The 18,002-nt window shown below is 68.0% G+C and carries 17 protein-coding genes; 9 read left to right on the top strand and 8 right to left on the bottom strand.

The features are described from left to right. The first annotated feature begins 51 nt into the window (after positions 1 to 51). The 3 genes from ACQY78_RS14370 (at position 52) to ACQY78_RS14380 (ending at position 2,979) form a co-directional block, all read left to right on the top strand. Positions 52 to 723, top strand: coding sequence for a dienelactone hydrolase family protein (locus ACQY78_RS14370; protein ID WP_428676133.1), 672 nt, complete (start codon positions 52 to 54; stop codon positions 721 to 723). A gap of 112 nt (positions 724 to 835) precedes the next feature. After that, on the top strand, positions 836 to 2,089 hold the full coding sequence (locus ACQY78_RS14375; RefSeq protein WP_428676135.1) for a CaiB/BaiF CoA transferase family protein: 1,254 nt from the start codon (positions 836 to 838) through the stop codon (positions 2,087 to 2,089). After that, the gene (locus ACQY78_RS14380) at positions 2,086 to 2,979 is read left to right on the top strand and encodes an HpcH/HpaI aldolase/citrate lyase family protein (protein WP_428676137.1); all 894 of its coding nucleotides are present in this window, start codon (positions 2,086 to 2,088) and stop codon (positions 2,977 to 2,979) included. Before ACQY78_RS14375 ends, ACQY78_RS14380 begins: the two co-directional genes overlap by 4 nt. A 27-nt stretch (positions 2,980 to 3,006) precedes the next feature. Here ACQY78_RS14380 and ACQY78_RS14385 read toward each other — a convergent pair whose 3' ends face one another. From ACQY78_RS14385 to petA, 3 genes are read right to left on the bottom strand one after another with little or no spacing between them, the layout of a single operon-like run. Then, on the bottom strand, positions 3,007 to 3,804 hold the full coding sequence (locus tag ACQY78_RS14385) for a cytochrome c1 (protein ID WP_428676139.1): 798 nt from the start codon (positions 3,802 to 3,804) through the stop codon (positions 3,007 to 3,009). Positions 3,805 to 3,809: 5 nt separating this feature from the next. Continuing rightward, on the bottom strand, positions 3,810 to 5,045 hold the full coding sequence (locus ACQY78_RS14390; RefSeq protein WP_428676141.1) for a cytochrome b: 1,236 nt from the start codon (positions 5,043 to 5,045) through the stop codon (positions 3,810 to 3,812). A 42-nt stretch (positions 5,046 to 5,087) separates the two neighbouring features. Further along, entirely contained in the window at positions 5,088 to 5,654 is a 567-nt protein-coding gene (gene petA / locus ACQY78_RS14395) for a ubiquinol-cytochrome c reductase iron-sulfur subunit (protein ID WP_428676143.1), read from the bottom strand. A gap of 159 nt (positions 5,655 to 5,813) precedes the next feature. Here petA and ACQY78_RS14400 point away from each other — a divergent pair, with 159 nt between their 5' ends. Together ACQY78_RS14400 and hemF are read left to right on the top strand one after the other, a co-directional pair. Further along, the gene (locus ACQY78_RS14400) at positions 5,814 to 6,272 is read left to right on the top strand and encodes a tRNA (cytidine(34)-2'-O)-methyltransferase (protein ID WP_428676145.1); all 459 of its coding nucleotides are present in this window, start codon (positions 5,814 to 5,816) and stop codon (positions 6,270 to 6,272) included. Continuing rightward, entirely contained in the window at positions 6,269 to 7,195 is a 927-nt protein-coding gene (gene hemF, locus ACQY78_RS14405; protein ID WP_428676147.1) for an oxygen-dependent coproporphyrinogen oxidase, read from the top strand. The genes ACQY78_RS14400 and hemF overlap by 4 nt, the downstream gene beginning before the upstream one ends. A 211-nt stretch (positions 7,196 to 7,406) precedes the next feature. On the opposite strand, the gene ACQY78_RS14410 is transcribed toward hemF, so the two are convergent. The 5 genes from ACQY78_RS14410 to ACQY78_RS14430 are packed head-to-tail and all read right to left on the bottom strand — an operon-like array spanning position 7,407 to position 11,054. Beyond that, positions 7,407 to 8,555, bottom strand: coding sequence for an AAA family ATPase (locus tag ACQY78_RS14410; RefSeq protein WP_428686385.1), 1,149 nt, complete (start codon positions 8,553 to 8,555; stop codon positions 7,407 to 7,409). 35 nt (positions 8,556 to 8,590) lie between these two features. Further along, positions 8,591 to 8,995 (bottom strand): hypothetical protein, encoded by a 405-nt coding sequence (locus ACQY78_RS14415; protein WP_428676148.1) that lies wholly within the window; start codon positions 8,993 to 8,995, stop codon positions 8,591 to 8,593. Next, positions 8,992 to 10,206 carry a CCA tRNA nucleotidyltransferase gene (locus tag ACQY78_RS14420; RefSeq protein ID WP_428676149.1) on the bottom strand — a complete coding sequence of 405 codons (1,215 nt, stop codon included), beginning with the start codon at positions 10,204 to 10,206 and terminating at the stop codon, positions 8,992 to 8,994. The genes ACQY78_RS14415 and ACQY78_RS14420 overlap by 4 nt, the downstream gene beginning before the upstream one ends. Next, a complete protein-coding gene (locus ACQY78_RS14425; RefSeq protein ID WP_425068392.1) occupies positions 10,203 to 10,436 on the bottom strand; it encodes a hypothetical protein in 234 nt (77 codons plus the stop codon). Before ACQY78_RS14425 ends, ACQY78_RS14420 begins: the two co-directional genes overlap by 4 nt. A gap of 18 nt (positions 10,437 to 10,454) precedes the next feature. Next, complete coding sequence (locus ACQY78_RS14430) at positions 10,455 to 11,054, bottom strand: CoA pyrophosphatase (protein WP_428676151.1); 600 nt, start codon at positions 11,052 to 11,054, stop codon at positions 10,455 to 10,457. A gap of 93 nt (positions 11,055 to 11,147) precedes the next feature. Between ACQY78_RS14430 and ACQY78_RS14435 the strand changes: the two genes are divergently transcribed. Genes ACQY78_RS14435 through ACQY78_RS14450 form a run of 4 tightly spaced genes read left to right on the top strand, consistent with a single transcriptional unit; the run spans position 11,148 to position 17,969 of the window. Further along, positions 11,148 to 12,161 (top strand): AAA family ATPase, encoded by a 1,014-nt coding sequence (locus tag ACQY78_RS14435; RefSeq protein WP_428676153.1) that lies wholly within the window; start codon positions 11,148 to 11,150, stop codon positions 12,159 to 12,161. Between the two features lie 33 nt (positions 12,162 to 12,194). After that, a complete protein-coding gene (locus tag ACQY78_RS14440) occupies positions 12,195 to 13,091 on the top strand; it encodes a DUF58 domain-containing protein (RefSeq protein ID WP_428676155.1) in 897 nt (298 codons plus the stop codon). Between the two features lie 4 nt (positions 13,092 to 13,095). Next, positions 13,096 to 15,888 (top strand): DUF4159 domain-containing protein, encoded by a 2,793-nt coding sequence (locus ACQY78_RS14445; RefSeq protein WP_428676157.1) that lies wholly within the window; start codon positions 13,096 to 13,098, stop codon positions 15,886 to 15,888. Then, positions 15,885 to 17,969, top strand: a complete 2,085-nt coding sequence (locus ACQY78_RS14450) for a hypothetical protein (RefSeq protein WP_428676159.1) — start codon at positions 15,885 to 15,887, stop codon at positions 17,967 to 17,969. The genes ACQY78_RS14445 and ACQY78_RS14450 overlap by 4 nt, the downstream gene beginning before the upstream one ends. Positions 17,970 to 18,002 lie beyond the last annotated feature (33 nt).

An 18,002-nucleotide genomic window follows, 5' to 3' on the forward strand; every position in this document is an offset into this window, starting at 1 on the left:
ACGGCGCGGGCTTACCATGGTCCAATGCCGGCCACACAGGGAGGATTATTCATGGGCGAAGATATCCGTCTTAAGTCTGCCGCCGGCGAGATCGGTGCTTACCTGGCCACCCCGGCGGGCACGCCGAAGGGCGCCATCGTGGTCATCCAGGAGATTTTTGGCGTGAACCACCACATCCGCGCCGTGACCGACAAGTTCGCCGCCGAAGGCTACCTCGCCCTCGCGCCGTGCTTCTTCGACCACCTCAAGCCCGGCATCGAGCTCGGCTATACACCGGACGCGATTGCCGAGGGCCGCGGCTACGTCATGACGCCCGGCTTCACCGAAAAGGCCGTGCAGGACGTCGAGGCCGCCATCGCCGAGCTGAAGAAGCGCGGCGCGAAAAAGGTCGGCGTCACCGGCTTCTGCTGGGGCGGCACCATCACCTGGCTGGCGGCGACGCGCCTCAAGCCCGACGCGGCCATCGCCTATTATGGCGGCGGCATCTACGGCGCCCGGGACGAGAAGCCCGGCGTGCCGACGATCATGCATTTCGGCGACAAGGACATGCATATCCCGATGACGCACGTGAACGAGCTGCGCCAGCTCCATCCGAACGTCACGATCTACGACTATCCCGCCGACCACGGCTTCCATTGCGACGAGCGCGGCAGCTACGACGCGGCGGCCTCGAAGAAGGCGATGGAGCGCACGCTGGAATTCATGGCCAAGCACGTCGGCTGACGCACGACGCCGTTCCCACCACCATTGTCATCGCGAGCGTAAGCGAGGGACCTTTCCAGGCGCTGCCAAGGGTCCCTCGCGGCGCTCGGGATGACAGGATTTTCGTTGGAAAATGCCCGCCAAACGTCCCGCCAAGAAGACCTTCACCCCCGACGCCCGCGGCCCCCTGAACGGGGTTCGCGTCGTCGACTTGTCGCGACTCGTCGCTGGCAACGTCCTGACCCTGCAGCTCGCCGACTTCGGCGCCGAGGTCATCAAGATCGAGCCGCCGGAAGGCGACACGCTGCGCTCGTGGCGGGTGAAGGGCGTCGAGACCGCCTGGAAGGTCTACAGCCGCAACAAGAAGAGCGTCGCCCTCGACCTGCGCTCCGACGCCGGCCGCACCATCGTGCGCGAACTGGCGAAGACCGCCGCCATCCTGGTCGAAAGCTTCCGGCCGGGCGTCATGGAGGATATGGGCCTGTCGCCGGCCGAGCTGCACGCCATCAACCCGAAGCTGGTGATCCTGCGCATCTCCGGCTGGGGCCAGGACGGCCGATATCGCCACAAGCCGGGCTTCGGCACGCTGATCGAGGGCTATAGCGGCTTCGCCTCGATGAACGGCTTCGCCGATCGCGAACCGGTCCTGCCGCCGATGTATCTCGCCGACTGCATGGCCGCCCTGAACGGCTATGGCGCCGTGATGGTGGCGCTGCGCGAGGTCGAGATGAACGGCGGCAAAGGCCAGGTGCTCGACCTGCCGCTGTTCGATCCGTTGTTCTCGATGCTGGGACCGCAGGCGGCCAATCACAGGCTGACCGGCGAGGTGAAGGTGCGCACCGGCAGCCGCTCGACCAATGCGGCGCCGCGCAACGTCTACCAGACCAAGGACGGCAGCTGGGTCTGCCTCTCGGCCTCGACCCAGGGCATGGCGATGCGCGTGCTGGACAAGATCGGCCGGCCGGAACTGAAGGAGGATCCGCGCTTCGCGACCAACATCGAGCGGGTGCGCAACGGGCTCGAACTAGACCGCATCATCGGCGAGTTCGTGGGTGCCCGCGATCTCGACGAGAACCTGCGCTATTTCGACGAGGCCGGCGTCACCATCGGCCCGGTCTACGACATCTCGCAGATCGTGCAGGACGACTATGTGCTGGAGCGCGAATCGCTGATCGAGATCGAGGATGCGGACATGGGCGAACTGCCGACCCATCCGGTCGTGCCGCGCATGTCCGGCACACCGGGCGCGCTGAAGAGCGCGGCGCCGAGGGTGGGAGAGCACAACGAAGCCCTGCTGAAGCCGATGCTGGGCGCGGCGGAGTACGACAAGCTCTGTGCGTCGGGGGCAATTTCGGACGGCAAGACCACGGGGAAGACAAGGAAGTGAACCGGCCCGTCCCGTCCGTCTGGCGCTCGATCCTGTACGTTCCCGGCAACGTCCCGAAGTTCATCGACAAGGCCCACGAGCGCGGCGCCGATTGCGTGCTGGTCGATCTTGAGGACAGCGTGCAGCCGGCGCAGAAACCCGAAGCGCGGGCGATGCTGCCGGACACGATGGAGAAGGTGGCGCGCGGCGGCGCCGACGTCGCAGTCCGCATCAACCGGCCGCTTCGGCTGGCGCTTCCCGACATCGAGGCGGCGGTGCGGCCCGGCCTCTCGGCCCTGTTCGTCACCAAGACCGAGGGCGTGCAACACATGCGTCTGCTCGACGAGGTCGTGACGGAGCTGGAGCGTGAGCGCGGCATGAAGGTGGGCAGCGTCGGTTTCGCCGCCATGATCGAGCATCCGCGCGCACTGACCGAGCTGAACGACATCGCCGAGCGCGGACCGAGGGTCATCGCCATGATGCTGGGGGGCGAGGATTTCGCGCTGGAGACCGGCTCGGTGCCGGGCGACGAGACGCTCGAACTGCCCAAGCGGATGGTCGCCTTCGCGGCCCAGGCGCACGGCGTGCCGGTGATCGGGATTCTGGGGACCGTCGCGGACTATTCCGACCCGACCGCCTACAGGAAGAGCGCTGAGCGGGCGCGCCGCTTCGGCTTCTCGGGCGGGACCTGCATCCATCCCGGCCTCGTCGCAACGCTGAACGAGGCCTTCACGCCAACGGCGGATGAAGTCGCCTACGCGCGGAAGCTGATCGCGGCCGACGAAAAAGCCGCGGCTGAGGGCCGCGGCTCGTTCTCGGTGGATGGCAAGATGATCGACATCCCGGTGATCGTTCGCGCCCGCCGGCTGATCCAGCGATACGAAGCGATCGAACGTCGCCTCCGGCGTTAGCGCCCAGCGGCACTAACGCCCCAAGCGTCAGTGCTTGTCGGCCCACACCATACGCTTCACGGCATACATCAGGCCCGCGAGAGCGATCAGGAACAGGATGACCCGAACGCCGGTGCGCTTTCGGTCTTCCATGTGCGGCTCCGACGCCCAAGCGAGGAACTCGGTGACGTCGGCGGCTTCCTGGTCGAGCGTGGCCTTGGTGCCGTCGGCGAAGGTCACCTTGTCATCCGCGAGCGGCGGCGCCATGGCGATCTTGTGGCCCGGGAAGTACTTGTTGAAGTTGTCGTCCTTCTTGACGTCGAACTCCTTGATCTGCTCGGGCGTCAGCTTGTCGTACGGCACGTAACCCGTGAGGATTCCGTAGATGTAGTCGGGACCGAACTCGCGCGCCTTGACGATGACGCTGAGGTCGGGCGGGGCCTTGCCGTTGTTGGCAGCGGCCGCGGCGGCCTCGTTGGGGAACGGCTTCTTGAAGCGGTCGGACGGCCGGGCCGGCCGGTCGGCCGGCGCACCTTCGTCGTTGAGATCGGAGACGGAGATGTCCTTGATGAGGCCCTTCACCTGGTTCTCGGTCAGCCCGAGTTCGGTCAGGTTGCGATAGGACATTAGCGACAGCGAATGGCAGGCCGCGCAGACTTCCTGGTAGACCTGGAAGCCACGCTGGGCGGCGGCGCGATCGTAGGTGCCGAACGGGCCCTGGAAGTGCCAGTGCTTGTGCGGCGGATGCTCGGTCCCGCCGGCCGCGATGGCGACGGTGCCGGTGGCGAGGGCCGCCAGCGCGATGGCGCCGGAGACCAGGAGATTGCGGGCGAAAGGCTTGCGCATGGCTCTTAGACCGCCTTCTTCTTGAGCACCGAGTCGGCGATGCTGGCAGGCAGTGGCAACGGCCGTTCGATCTTGCCCAGGATCGGCAGCAGGACGAGGAAGTGAGCGAAGTAGTACAGGGTCGCGAGCTGCGACAGCGGCACCCAGAAGCCTTCCGGCGGCTTGGAACCGCAGATGCCCAGGACGATCACGTCGACCACCAGGAACATCATGAACCACTTGTAGATCGGCCGGAACGTGCAGGACCGCACGCGCGAGGTGTCGAGCCAGGGCAGGATGAACAGCACCGCGATGGCGCCGAACATCGCCAGCACGCCGCCCAGCTTGTCGGGGATGGCGCGCAGGATCGCGTAGAACGGCAGGAAGTACCATTCAGGCACGATGTGCGCCGGGGTGACCATCGGGTTGGCCGGGATGTAGTTGTCGGGATGGCCCATGTAGTCCGGCGCGAAGAAGACGAACACGGAGAAGACGATCAGGAAGCAGACCACGCCGAAGCCGTCCTTCATCGTGTAGTACGGATGGAACGGGACGGTGTCCTGCGGGCCCTTCGGGTCGATGCCGGTCGGGTTGTTCGAACCGTGAACGTGCAGCGCCACGACGTGCAGCGCCACGACCGCCACGATGATGAACGGCAGCAGGTAGTGCAGCGCGAAGAAGCGGTTGAGCGTCGGGTTGTCGACGGCGAAGCCGCCCCACAGCCAGGTGACGATCGATTCGCCGACGATCGGAATGGCCGAGAACAGGTTGGTGATGACGGTGGCGCCCCAGAAGCTCATCTGGCCCCACGGCAGCACGTAGCCCATGAAGGCCGTCGCCATCATCAGCAGGAAGATGACCACGCCCAGGATCCACAGCAGTTCGCGCGGCGCCTTGTAGGAGCCGTAGTACATGCCGCGGAAGATGTGGATGTAGACGGCGATGAAGAAGAACGACGCGCCGTTCATGTGCAGGTCGCGGATCAGCCAGCCCTGCGGCACGTCACGGTCGATGCGCTCGACGGCGTCGAAGGCCATCAGCACGTGCGGCGTGTAGTTGGTCGCGAGCACGATGCCGGTGGCGATCATGAGGACCAGCATCACCGTGGCGATCGCGCCGAAGTTCCAGAAATAGTTGAAATTCCGTGGCGTCGGGAACGTGTGATATTCCTTCTCGATATACGAGAAGATCGGCAGGCGGTGATCGACCCAGGCGATCACCTTGTTATTGAAGACCGGCGGCGTGCCGTGTGACGAGGCCATTCTGGAACTCCAGCGAGATCTGAGGCGGACGACCTGGGTCGATCAGCCGATGCGAACGAGCGAGTCGGAAGTGAACAGGTAGTCCGGAACCACGAGGTTCTTCGGGGCCGGTCCTTTGCGGATGCGGCCCGACGTGTCGTAGCTCGAGCCGTGGCAGGGGCAGAACCAGCCGCCGAACTCACCCTTGGGATCGCCCGGCTTGTTGCCGAGCGGCACGCAGCCCAGATGGGTGCAGACACCGATCATGATCAGCCACTCGGGCCGGACCTTCTTGGAGGTGTCGGTGACACGCGCATTGTCGGTCTGCGGATCCGGCAGCTGCGCCATCGGCACCGCCTCGGCCTCCTTGATCTCGGCCTCGGTACGGTGCCGGATGAACACCGGCTTGCCGCGCCACTTCACGGTGACCGCCTGGCCGACCGCGATCGGCGTGACGTTCACCTCGACGGTCGACAGGGCCAGCGTGTCCGCGGCGGGGTTGAGATTATTGATGAAGGGCCACGCGACGGCCGCGGCGCCGACGGCGCCAAGAGCGCCCGTCGCAACCATCAGGAAGTCGCGCCGAGTCGGGTCGCCGTGTCCGTGTGCCGATGTGCTTGAAGCAGCCATGATTACTCTCTTCCGTCCCCCCGAGGAGATTGGCCGGTATATAGCCGGGAAAGCCCCTTTTGTTTCAAGGCTCTGTTGGTCGCAGGCCCGATGCGCGGCATTCTGTGACAGCGTGCCGCATAAAGAGCCTTCCGCGACGCGGACCGGAATGGAGAGTTCATGCGCCTGGCGCTGTTTCAGCCCGATATCCCTCAGAATGTTGGGGCTTTCATCCGCCTGTCGGCCGGGCTTGGAGTGCCCCTGGACCTCATCGAGCCCTGCGGATTCCCGGTGGACGACAAGCGGATTCGCCGGGCGGCGATGGATTATTACGACCTCGCCACCCTCGTCCGGCACGCTTCCTGGGCCGCTTTCTGCCGGGACCGGCCGCCCGGACGGCTGGTTCTGCTGACCACGGCGGGGGCGGAGCGCCTGCCGGACGCCAGGTTTCGGGCGGACGACATCCTGCTGATGGGCCGCGAAAGTGCGGGCGTCCCGCCCGATGTCCACGAGGCGGCGGACGCCCGGGTCCGCATCCCGCTCCAGCCCGGGGCGCGGTCGCTCAATGTCGCCCTGGCCGCGGCGATGGTATTGAGCGAGGCCCTTCGCCAGACCTCGGGATTCGAAAAGCTCGCATGACCGCCAAGCCCGCCCGCACCGCCACCGGCCCCAACGGCCCTTCGCCCCTGCCCGACGAGGCGACGATCACCCGTCAAAAGGAAGAGGCCGCGACCTGGTTCGCGGGCCTCCGCGACCGCATCTGCGCCGCCTTCGAAAGCCTCGAGGATGACCTGCAGGGAACGCATCGCGACAAGGCGCCCGGCCGCTTCCAGCGCAAGAGCTGGGAACGCGAGAAGGGTCCCAACGGCGAGGATCACGGCGGCGGCACCATGTCGTTGATGCGCGGCCGCGTGTTCGAGAAGGTCGGCGTCAACATCTCGACCGTGTTCGGCGAGTTCAGCCCGGAGTTCCGCAGCCAGATCCCCGGCGCCCAGCAGGACCCGCGCTTCTTCGCGGCCGGCATCTCGCTGGTGGCGCACATGCAGTCGCCCAAGGTGCCGGCGGTCCACATGAACACGCGCTACATCGTGACCACGCGCAGCTGGTTCGGCGGCGGCGCCGACCTGACGCCGATGGTGCCGCACGAACCCGATACGCAGGATTTCCACGCCGCGTTCCGCACGACCTGCGACGCGCACGATCCCGCCTACCATCCGAACTTCAAGGAATGGTGCGACGAATACTTCTTCCTGCCCCATCGCAACGAGCCGCGCGGGATCGGCGGCATTTTCTACGACTATCTCGACAGCGGCGACCATGCGCGCGACTTCGCCTTCACGCGCGATGTCGGCGAGACCTTCCTCGACATCTATCCGAAGCTGGTGCGGCGTCACATGAACGAGCCGTGGACCGAGGCCGAGCGCGCGCACCAGCTCGCGCGCCGCGGCCGCTACGTCGAGTTCAACCTGCTGCACGATCGCGGCACACGCTTCGGCTTGATGACCGGCGGCAATGTCGAGGCGATCCTGATGTCCCTGCCGCCCGAGGTGCGCTGGCCCTGACAGGCCGCTGAATTAGCGGGAGTCGGGGCAAATAATCGATATAAACGAAATAAACGAAACAATCGAAATGAGAGTCGCACCCCCTCGATCTGGTGCCGCCGCGCCCCTTGACGGTCAGGCTGCTCGACAGTCCTTTTGAAAAACCTGTTCAAGGACGAGACGGAGCCTGCCCGAGGGCTTCCGAGGGGGCGCTTCGGTCGAGACGACGGGATTACCGGCCCGGCCAGTTCCACATCGGCCGGTCTTCGTCCTGGGCGACGGTTTCGCCCAGCTCCTTCGCGAGCGTGATCCGTCGCCCGCCCGCCTGGGTGAGCGCGGCGACGAGGCGTTCGGCGTGCGAGACCACGATGATCTGCGATCGCTTGGCCGCATCGGCGATCAGCCGGGCCAGCGGCGCCAGCAGGTCGGGATGGAGGCTGGTTTCGGGCTCGTTCAGGATCATGAGCGAGGGCGGCCGCGGCGACAGCAGCGCCGCCACCAGCAGCAGGTAACGCAGCGTTCCGTCCGACAGCTCGGTGGCTTTCAGCGGCCGCAGCAGCCCGCGCTGGCGCATCTCGACCTCGAAATAGCCGTCGCTCACCGCGACATCGACCGACGCACCGGGAAAGGCGTCGGCGATCGCCGCCTCCAGCTGCCCCTCGCTGCCGATCTCCTGGATGGTGGCGATGGCCGCGGCGAGATCGGCGCCATCGCCCGCCAGCACGGGCGTCCGCGTGCCGACCTGGCGGCGGCGGGCCGGCGCGTCGCTATCCGTGCGGAAGTGATCGTAGAACCGCCAGTCGCGCAATTGCTCGCGCATCGCCAGCAGCTCCGCGCCATCCTCGGGATTGGCGCAATGGGTCAGCATGCTGTCGAACGGCTGGAGGCGCGTATAGGCCTGCCGGCGCTCTCCGTTGAGATCCCGCAGCGTGACCGACGGGCCGTGCCGTTCGGCGAAGGCGTTGGCGCGCTGCAGGACGAGCCCGGTCCACAGGGTCTCGGTCTTGATCACCGGATCGCGGCCGAACAGGCCGCCGGGGACCGGCAGGCCGAGATCGATCGCGTAGCCGTAGGACTCCGAGGCAAAACCCAACTTCAGGCTGATCGTCGACTGGCGCACCGTGCCCTGCACCGGCTGGTCACCGCGCTTCATGCTGCGCGAAAACTGCTCGGGCCCCGCCCACAGCACCGAGGAGATGCCGCCCTCGAGCGCGAGCGACTGGATGATCCGCCCCTGCGCGACATCGGCCAGCAGCCGCAGGGCGCGATAGAGGCTAGACTTGCCGCTGCCGTTGGCGCCGGTGACGACCGTGAGCGGCTCGATCTCCAGCCGGACGTCCCGCAGCGAGCGGTAGCCGGAGATGCACAGCCGCGAGACGATGCTCATCGTGGGCTCATCGTGGGCTCATCCTGGGCTCATCGATGCCGGGCCAGCGCCCAGCCGGCCAGCAAGGGCGACGCGAACAGCACGAGCACCAGCAGCGGATAGGGCGCGCCCCACCAGAAGCCCAGGCGATCGAAGAAGGCTTCCGCGCCTTCCTCGTAGGCCACGCGCGCATAGGTGAAGCCGGCCAGCATCGTCGAGGTCGACCACAGCAGCGCCGCCAGCAGCGCCGCCGGGAACCAGTCATCGCCGCGCGTACGCCGCGCGTGGATGATCGCCACCATCGCCACGTAGGGAATCGGCACCAGCGCCTTGTACCATTCCACCGCGCGCACCGAGAGCGTGGCGGCGATCCACGTGTCGCCCACGAATTCGTTCAGCACGACGAGGGTCGCGATCGCCAGCCACAGCGCGAAGGTGACGCCGGGACGGATCATGGCTGTGCTCTCACGAGTCGCTCGAGTTCGCCGAGGCAGCCCGCACGATCGGCGGTGAAGTCGCCGTCGATCCACCAGCGTTCGACCGCCTCGATCAACGCACCGACCTTCGGCCCCGGCTTGAGGCCGAGCTTCAGCGCATCGCCGCCGCTCACCGGCAGCTCGGGCGGCGTCCAGTCGCGCGCCATCGCCAGCGCCGCGCGCCAGTCGCCGGGCGCATCGACCGCGAGCAGCAGGCGGTCGGCGTAGAGATTGCCGCCCAGCGCATAGATCTGCGCACGCCACGCCGTCGCGCCGCCGGCCACGTCGATGACCGGATCGGCGGCCAGCATGACGTCGAGCCGCAGCGCCTCCTGCGTCGAAAGCTTCAGGCGCTTGCCGATCGCGGTGGCATCGGCCTCCGCCCCGAGGATCGACGCCAGCCGGCGGAGCGGGTCGGGCCTGTCCTCGCGCGCGATCAACGCGCGCAGCCGCGCCGTGCCGTCGCATTCGGGCAGCCAGTGATCGAGGATGGCGGCTTCGCGCATCGCGGCGACCGTGTCGGCCGGCGCCGGCGCCTGCAGCAGGCGCAGCAGTTCCTTGCGCACCCTCTCGCCCGACAGGCCGCGCAGGCTGCCGGCATTGCGGCGGCAGGCTTCGAAGCCCGGCGCATCGAACGGTGGACGCCCATACCAGGTATGGAAGCGGAAGAAGCGCAGGATGCGCAGCCGGTCCTCGGCAATACGGAGGTCAGGATCGCCGATGAAGCGCACGCGCCCGTCGGCGAGGTCGGTCCGGCCGTCGAACGGATCGTAGATCGTTCCATCGAGATCGGCGTAGAGCGCGTTGAAGGTGAAGTCGCGCCGGCTCGCATCCTCCAGCCAGTCGTCGGTGAAGGCCACGACCGCATGCCGGCCATCGGTCTCGACGTCGCGGCGCAGGGTCGTGAGCTCATAAGGCGCTCCGGCGATCACCACCGTCACGGTGCCGTGCTTCAATCCGGTCGGCACCACCTTGATGCGGGCCGCCTTGAGGGCGAGCATCACGGTCTCGGGCGGCTTGTCGACCGCAAGATCGGGTTCATTGCTGAGCGGCGCACCGCGCACGGCATCGCGCACCCAGCCGCCGACGAAGCGCGCGGCGATACCGGACCCGCCCAGCACGTCGAACAGGGTGCGGACCGCCGTGTCGTTCGACCACGGCACCACGTCGAGACGACCGGCAGGCTTCATGATGCGAAGAGACCGCCGTAACCCTGATCCTGGGTGAAGAACATGACGAAGAAGCCCGCGATGGCGCAGGCGAAGCCAGCAATACCCAGCCACGTCATCGGCATGTCCTGCCACGACGGCAGCGTGCCCGCGATCTTGCGCTCCTGTTTGATTTTCACCGCCCAGGCCCAGAGGAAGAAGGCGCCGAACGGCGCCAGTACGAGCACGAGGATGAGGAGGACGACTCGCATGGAAACTCCCGGCCTGCGTCAGGCGCTTGTGGTCAGGATGAAGTGGAGGTTTTTCAGCATACCCGCCGTGGCGCCCCAGATGTAGCGCTCTCCGTAGGGCATGGCGTAGTAGCGCCGTTCGCGGCCCTGCCAGACCCTGCTGTCGATGCGGTGATTGCGTTCGTCGAGGAAATGGTCGAGCGGCACCTCGAAGACATCGGCGACCTCGCGTGGATCTGCACGCATCGTGAAGCCGGGTGTGACGATGCCGACGATCGGCGTGATCTGGTAGCCCGTGCCCGTCCGGTAGAGGTCGATCGTCCCGACGACGTCGATGAAGTCGCGGGTGAGACCGACCTCTTCCTCGGTTTCGCGCAGCGCGGTTGCCGTCGCGTCTATGTCCTCGACCTGCCGGCGACCGCCGGGAAAGGCGATCTGGCCCGCATGACTGGGCATATCCTCGGTCCGCTGGGTCAGCAAGACCGTGATTCCCGTCTCGCGTTTGATCAAAGGGATGAGCACGGACGCAGGACGCCACACTTCGGGCATCGCCCCGACACCGTTCAGTGAGAAGTCGCTGCCGATCGGCGGCGACGCCACGGGCAATCCGGATGCCAAACGCCTGCTGCGCTCGGCCACCCGCCGCACAATTTCGTCAACCCTCATGCCCTTGTTCCGGCCTCAATTCTGGGCTTCCCTCAAACATATTCCCTCGACGACAGGAGCGCCCTGGTGGCCCCCGATACATCGACTGCTACCGACGCCGACGCGCAGGCCGCCCTCGCCGACATCGAGAGGCTGGGCGGCCAACTTCGCGCCGCCCGTACCTCCATCGGCAAGGTCATATATGGCCAGCAGGACGTGATCGATCAAACGCTGGTTGCTCTCCTGTCGGGCGGCCACCTACTGCTGATCGGCGTTCCGGGTCTCGCCAAGACCAAGCTGGTCGACACGCTGGGCGTGGTGCTCGGCATGGAATCCAAGCGAATCCAGTTCACGCCCGACCTGATGCCGGCCGACATCCTGGGCTCGGAGATTCTCGAGGAAGGTGAAGGCGGCCGCCGCTCCTTCCGCTTCCTGCAGGGTCCGGTCTTCGCCCAGCTGCTGATGGCCGACGAAATCAACCGCGCCAGCCCGCGTACCCAGTCTGCACTGCTGCAGTCGATGCAGGAGCGGCATGTAACGGTGGCCGGCAAGCGCTACGATCTGCCGACGCCCTTCCATGTACTGGCAACCCAGAACCCGCTCGAACAGGAAGGCACCTATCCCCTGCCCGAAGCGCAGCTCGACCGCTTCCTGCTGCAGGTCGATGTCGGCTACCCCGACGAGGCGGCCGAACGCCAGATCATGATCGGCACCACCGGCGCCGAGCAGGCCGTGGCCACGCAGGCCCTTTCACCCGGCGACCTGATGGCAGCACAGGCCCTGGTCCGTCGCCTGCCGATCGGCGAGAGCGTGGTCGACGCCATCCTGAAGCTGGTGCGCGCCGGCCGTCCCGAGCACACCGATCTCGATGTCGTGCGCCAGCGCGTCGCCTGGGGCCCCGGCCCGCGCGCCAGCCAGGCCTTTATGCTGGCCTGCCGCGCCCGGGCGATCATCCAGGGCCGCCTTGCGCCGTCGGTCGACGACGTCGTGGCGCTGGCCGGTCCGATCCTGCGTCACCGCATGGCCGTCAACTTCTCTGCCCGCGCCGAAGGCGTAACCGTCGAGTCCGTCATCGCCCAGATGTGCGCCCGCCTTGGGTAATCTTCTGGCCTAGGCATTGCACTGCGGGTGTTCATGGCTGCGCCTTCAACCCTTCATCGATCGCTCGAACTCGCCGGCACGCTGCCCGCCCTCATGGTGGCCGCCGATCGCGTGGCCGCGACCGTCATCCAGGGCGTGCACGGCCGTCGCCGCGTCGGCCAGGGCGATGCCTTCTGGCAGTACCGGCCCTATCGCGACGGTGACAGCGCGAGCCAGATCGACTGGCGCCAGAGTGCGCGCAGCCGCCACCTGTTCGTACGCGAGACCGAATGGGAGGCCGCCGCCAGCATCTGGCTGTGGCGCGACGCCTCGCCTTCCATGCAATACGCCTCGCTCAAGAACGCCGACACCAAGGCGCTGCGCGCCGAGCTGATCACCCTCGCGGTGGCGAGCCTGCTGGCCGATGCCGGCGAGCGCGTCGCCGTCTTAGGGGGCGGCATGCGTCCCGCCTCCGGCCGCGTGGCCGTCCGTCGCGTCGCCGAGACCCTGCTGGACGAGAGCCGCGACACCAGCCGCACGCCTGCCAGCCTGCCGCCTATGGTGCCGCTGCCGGCCCATGGCACGGTCGTTCTCGTGTCCGACTGGCTCGATCCGCTCGAGAAGATCGAGGAGATCATCCGGTACTATGCCAGCGTCGGCGTGCGCGGCCATCTCGTGCAGGTGCTCGATCCCGCCGAGGAAGAGCTGCCGTTCGACGGCCATGTGAAGTTCGAGGGTCTTGAGTCCGAAGGCCAGCACACGGTCCGTCGCGTCGAAGCCGTGCGGGCCGCCTATGGCGCCCGCCTCGCCGCGCAGAAGGAAGGCCTGCAGCGCCTGACGCGACCGGCCAACTGGACGGTGCATCTGCATCGCACCGATCGCTCGCCACAGACCGTGCTTCTGTCGCTCTATCTCGCCATGGCCAATCTCGGCCGGCTGAACGCGGCCTGATGACATGCTGAGTCTCGGCGCGTTCGCCTTCGCTGCCCCCGGCATGCTGGCCCTGCTGGTGGCCCTGCCGGCGATCTATTTCCTGCTGCGGCTGATCCCGCCGCTGCCGAAGCTCGTGCGCTTCCCGGCGATTCGGCTGCTGGTCGGGCTGGAGCCGCCCGAGCAGACTCCGATGAAGATGCCGTGGTGGCTGCTGCTGCTGCGGCTCCTGCTGGCGACGGCGCTGATCCTGGCGGTCGCCCGGCCGCTGTTGAATCCGCAGGCCGACCTGCCGGGCCGCGGACCGCTTCTGCTGGTGATCGACGATGGCTGGTCGAGCGCGCCGGGCTGGGCGACGCGCACCGCCCATGCCGAGCGCCTCATCCAGCGCGCCGAACGCGCCAATCGCCCGGTCGTGCTGGTCGGCACCGCGCCGGCGCCGCTCGATGCGCCCGCCGTTCGCCGCGGCGCCATGCGTCCCGACGAGGCGCGCACTCTGCTCCGCGCCTTCCGCCCCAAGCCCTGGCCGACCGATCGCACGGCGGCGGCGACCGCCATCGACCAGATGCAGGTCGACGCTGGCGCCTATGCCGTGTGGTTGAGCGACGGCCTCGAAGACGAGGGCGCGACGCGCCTCGCCGAGCGCCTGCGCCGCTTCGACGGGCTGCAGGTGCTGCTGCCCGATCAGGCGACGACGCCGTTGCTGCTTCTGCCGCCGGCCGCCGAGGGCCGCGACCTCAAGGTGCGGGCGCTGCGTCCCGTCGCCGACGGTCCGCGCAAGGCCGCGGTCCAGGCCTCGGACGAACAGGGCCGCGTCGTGGCCCGCATCGACCTCGACTTCGCCGCGACCGCCACCCAGGGCGAAGGCATGCTTTCCATCCCGGCCGAACTGCGCAACCGCATGGCCCGCCTCGACATCGAGGCCCAGGGCGGCGCCGGCAGCACGATCCTGCTCGACGAGCGCCATCGCCGCCGTCCGGTGGCGATCCTCGGCGAGCGCGCCACCGCGGGCAATCAGCCACTGCTGCAGGAGATCTACTTCCTCGAACGCGCGCTGGATCCCTATGTGAGCCTGAGCATCGGCGATCGCGAATCGGTGCTAACGCGCAACACCGCCGTACTGCTGATCCCCGACGGTTCCGCCCCGTCCGCCAACGACCGCGAGGAGATCTCGAAGTGGATCGAGCGCGGCGGCATTGCCGTGCGCTTTGCCGGTCCCAACCTCGCCGCCGGAGCCGACACGCTCGTGCCGACGAAGCTGCGCCTGGGTGACCGCGCACTGGGCGGCATCATGAGCTGGGGCCAACCCAGCGCGCTGGCCGAGTTCCCGTCCAACAGCCCCTTCCTCGGCATCCCGATCCCGAAGGACGTCCGCATTTCCCAGCAGGTACTGGCCGAGCCGACGCCCGACCTCGCCGACAAGACCTGGGCCCGTCTCGCCGATGGCACGCCGCTGGTCACCGCCGAGAAGCGCGGCCAGGGCTATCTCGTGCTGATCCACACCACCGCGAACACCGGCTGGAGCAACCTGTCGCTGTCGGGCCTGTTCGTGAACATGCTGCAACGCCTGGTCACGCTGTCGCGCGGCGTCGCCGGCGATGGCGTCAACAAGGCGCTGAAGCCGTGGCGTACGCTCGACGGCTTCGGCCGCCTCGGCGCACCGCCTGCCGGCATCCAGATCCTGCCGGCCGATGCCGCTGAAACCTTCCAGCCCAAGCCAACCTCCCCGCCGGGCCTCTATGGCGACGAGAACGCCCAGGTGGCCTTCAACATCGGCGGTCGGATCGCCGCACCCAAGCCGCTGGTTCTGCCGAGCGGCGTGGCGTCCGACCGGCTCTCCGAGGCCGGCGAAACCGACCTGTCGAAATGGTTCCTTCTGGCCGCGCTCGTGCTGCTGCTGGCCGACCTGCTGATCTCGCTGTGGCTGCGCGGCCTGCTGCCGAAGGCGATCCGGTTCGGACGCGCGGCTCCGGCGGCGCTGCTCCTCGCCGCTCTCGTCTTCACCGGCTCGCCGGACGCTCAGGCGCAGCAGCCCCCTGCAGCCCCCCAGCGTCCCGGCACCGCGGCAACGCCGCCGGCCAAGCCCGGACCGCCTCCGCTCACCGACGAGCAGGCGCTCAAGGGCTCGCTCGACATTCGCCTCGCCTACATCATCACCGGCGACAAGGAAGTCGACGATATCAGCAAGGCGGGTCTCGAAGGCCTGAGCGAGATCCTGCGCGCCCGCACCTCGGTCGAGCCCGCCGATCCGGTCGGCCTCGACCTCGAACGCGACGAGCCACGGCTCTATCCGCTGATCTACTGGCCCGTGACCTCGACCCAGCCGGCTCTGTCACCGCGCGCGCAGGCCGCGCTCGACCGCTACCTGCGGACCGGCGGCATCATCTTCATCGACACGCGTGACCAGCAGATGAGCTTCGACCGTCCGGCCGGCGGCAACCCCGACCTCAAGCGCCTGCTGGCCGGCGTCGAGACACCGCCGCTGGTCGCCATGCCGCCCGACCATGTGTTGAGCAAGTCCTTCTATCTTCTGTCGGACATGCCCGGCCGCTGGCAGGGCGGAAAGCTCTGGATCGAGTCGGGGACCGGCCGCGTCAATGACGGCGTGACGACCATCCTGATCGGCTCGAACGACTATGCCGGCGCCTGGGCCGTCGACCAGCGGGGCCGCGGTCTGATGCCGGTGACGCCGGGAGGCGAGACGCAGCGCGAGATGTCTTATCGTTTCGGCGTCAACCTCGTGATGCATGCGCTGACAGGCAACTACAAGGACGACCAGGTTCACCTGCAGGACATCATGCAGAGGTTGAGGCGATGAACATGACATCGGCCGTCTCGGTCGCCTTCGATCCGCTGCTGCCGTGGACGGTGCTCGCCGTGCTGGGCGCGATCGGCCTCGTGCTGGTGCTGCTCGGCCTGCGCGCCGGGGCGCGCGGCACGATCTGGCGGATGGGTTCGCTCGTCGTCGTGCTGGCGGCACTGGCCAATCCCTCGCTGATCGAGGAGCAGCGCAAGCCCATCGCCGACGTGGCGCTGGTGGTCGTCGACGACAGCGATTCCATGGCGATCGGCGAGCGGCGCCAGCAGGTCCAGACCGCGCGCGAGACGCTGAAGCGCAAGCTCGGCCAGCAGGACGGGCTCGAAGTGCGCGAGGTGGTGCTGCCGCCGTCGCAGATCCAGCTCGGCAGCGAGCGCCCGGGCGGCACGCGCCTGATCGACGCGATGCGCTCGGCGCTGATCGAGATTCCGCAGGAACGGCTGGCGGGCGTGGTCCTGCTGAGCGACGGCCAAGTCCATGACGTGCCGGCCGGCGTGCCGCCGGAACTGGGCGGCGCGCCCGTGCATGCGCTGATCGCCGGCAAGAAGAACGAGCGTGACCGGCTGATCGTGCTCGAACAGTCGCCGCGCTTCGGCGTGGTCGGCCGCGAAGTGACGACCAAGTTCCGGATCGAGGATCCCGCAGGCGGCGCCGCGCCGGTGACGCTGTCGGTCGGCGGCGAGGTCGTGAAGCGCATCGATGTCCCCGTCGGCCGTTCTGTCGAACTGCCGATCACCGTCGGCAATCCGGGCGCCAACGTCGTCGAGCTGGAAGTCGGCCCCGGCACGAGCGAGCTCACCCTCGACAACAACCGCGCGCTCTTCACCATCAACGGCGTGCGCGACCGGCTGCGCGTGCTGCTGGTTTCCGGCGAGCCATACCAGGGCGAGCGGGCGTGGCGGAACCTGCTGAAGAGCGACCCCGCGGTCGATCTCGTGCACTTCACCATCCTGCGCACGCCGCAGAAGGACGACTTCACGCCGGTGCGCGAACTCTCGCTGATCGTCTTCCCGATGCGCGAGCTGTTCGAGCAGAAGCTGAAGGAATTCGACCTGATCATCTTCGACCGCTACGAGTCGGGAAACCTGATCACGCGCGACTATTTCCGCAACATCACCGAATACGTGAAGGGCGGCGGCGCGCTGCTCGTTTCGGTCGGACCGGTGTTCGCGACGCAGCGCTCGCTCTATCGCACGCCGCTCGGCGCCATCCTGCCCGGCGCCCCGACCGGCGACGTGGTCGAGACCGGCTTCAAGCCCAAGGTCACCGAGATCGGCCAGCGCCATCCGGTGACGGCGAACCTGCCGCAGGCCGGTGATCCCAACAAGGAGCCGGAGTGGGGCCGCTGGTTCCGCCTGGTCACCTCGCGCACCGAACGCGGCAACGCCGTGCTGGCCGGCGCCGAGGAGAAGCCGCTGGTGATCCTCGACCGTGTCGGCGAAGGCCGTGTGGCGCAGCTCCTGTCCGATCACCTGTGGCTGTGGAATCGCGGCATCGACGGCGGCGGGCCGCAGCCCGAGCTGGTCCGCCGCATCGCGCACTGGCTGATGAAGGAGCCCGATCTCGAGGAGGAGGCGCTGCGCGCCACCGCCGTCGGCGGCCGCATCGAGATCACGCGCCGCACGCTGGCCGCCACGTTCCCGCAGGTCACCATGACCTCGCCGGGCGGCGCCACGCGCACCTTGGACCTGCGCCAGACCGCGCCGGGCCTCGGCCTCGCCGTGGTCGATGTCGACAAGCCCGGCCTCTATCGCTTCGATGACGGCACGCTCCGCACCGTCGCCGCTGTCGGCAGCCCCGATCCGCTGGAATTCTCCGACGTCCGCGCGACCGACGCGAAGCTCAAGCCGCTGGTCGACGGCACGGGCGGCGCCCTGATGTGGCTGGCCGACCAGTCGGACCCGGACATCCGCACCGTCCGCCCCGGCCGCGCCGCCGGTGGCTCGGACTGGATCGGACTTCGCCGCAACGAGGGCTACACGGTCGCCGGCATCAACCAGCTGCCGCTGCTGCCCGGCATCCTGGTGGCGCTCGCCTTCCTGATGGCCATCGCCAGCGCCTGGTGGCGCGAGGGTCGCTAAGCTGAGCGAAGCTCAGCTTAGCTGTTAAGCGTC

Source organism: Reyranella sp. (assembly GCF_965279625.1).
Lineage (GTDB): Bacteria > Pseudomonadota > Alphaproteobacteria > Reyranellales > Reyranellaceae > Reyranella.

Bases quoted from the DNA above. Each gene is read 5' to 3' on its own strand.
- hemF (WP_428676147.1), top strand. From the start codon at position 6,269: ATGACCGCCAAGCCCGCCCGCACCGCCACCGGCCCCAACGGCCCTTCG.
- ACQY78_RS14400 (WP_428676145.1), top strand. From the start codon at position 5,814: ATGCGCCTGGCGCTGTTTCAGCCCGATATCCCTCAGAATGTTGGGGCT.
- ACQY78_RS14385 (WP_428676139.1), bottom strand. From the start codon at position 3,804: ATGCGCAAGCCTTTCGCCCGCAATCTCCTGGTCTCCGGCGCCATCGCG.
- ACQY78_RS14415 (WP_428676148.1), bottom strand. From the start codon at position 8,995: ATGATCCGTCCCGGCGTCACCTTCGCGCTGTGGCTGGCGATCGCGACC.
- petA (WP_428676143.1), bottom strand. From the start codon at position 5,654: ATGGCTGCTTCAAGCACATCGGCACACGGACACGGCGACCCGACTCGG.
- ACQY78_RS14450 (WP_428676159.1), top strand. From the start codon at position 15,885: ATGAACATGACATCGGCCGTCTCGGTCGCCTTCGATCCGCTGCTGCCG.
- ACQY78_RS14375 (WP_428676135.1), top strand. From the start codon at position 836: ATGCCCGCCAAACGTCCCGCCAAGAAGACCTTCACCCCCGACGCCCGC.
- ACQY78_RS14445 (WP_428676157.1), top strand. From the start codon at position 13,096: ATGCTGAGTCTCGGCGCGTTCGCCTTCGCTGCCCCCGGCATGCTGGCC.
- ACQY78_RS14390 (WP_428676141.1), bottom strand. From the start codon at position 5,045: ATGGCCTCGTCACACGGCACGCCGCCGGTCTTCAATAACAAGGTGATC.
- ACQY78_RS14425 (WP_425068392.1), bottom strand. From the start codon at position 10,436: ATGCGAGTCGTCCTCCTCATCCTCGTGCTCGTACTGGCGCCGTTCGGC.
- ACQY78_RS14440 (WP_428676155.1), top strand. From the start codon at position 12,195: ATGGCTGCGCCTTCAACCCTTCATCGATCGCTCGAACTCGCCGGCACG.
- ACQY78_RS14420 (WP_428676149.1), bottom strand. From the start codon at position 10,206: ATGAAGCCTGCCGGTCGTCTCGACGTGGTGCCGTGGTCGAACGACACG.
- ACQY78_RS14370 (WP_428676133.1), top strand. From the start codon at position 52: ATGGGCGAAGATATCCGTCTTAAGTCTGCCGCCGGCGAGATCGGTGCT.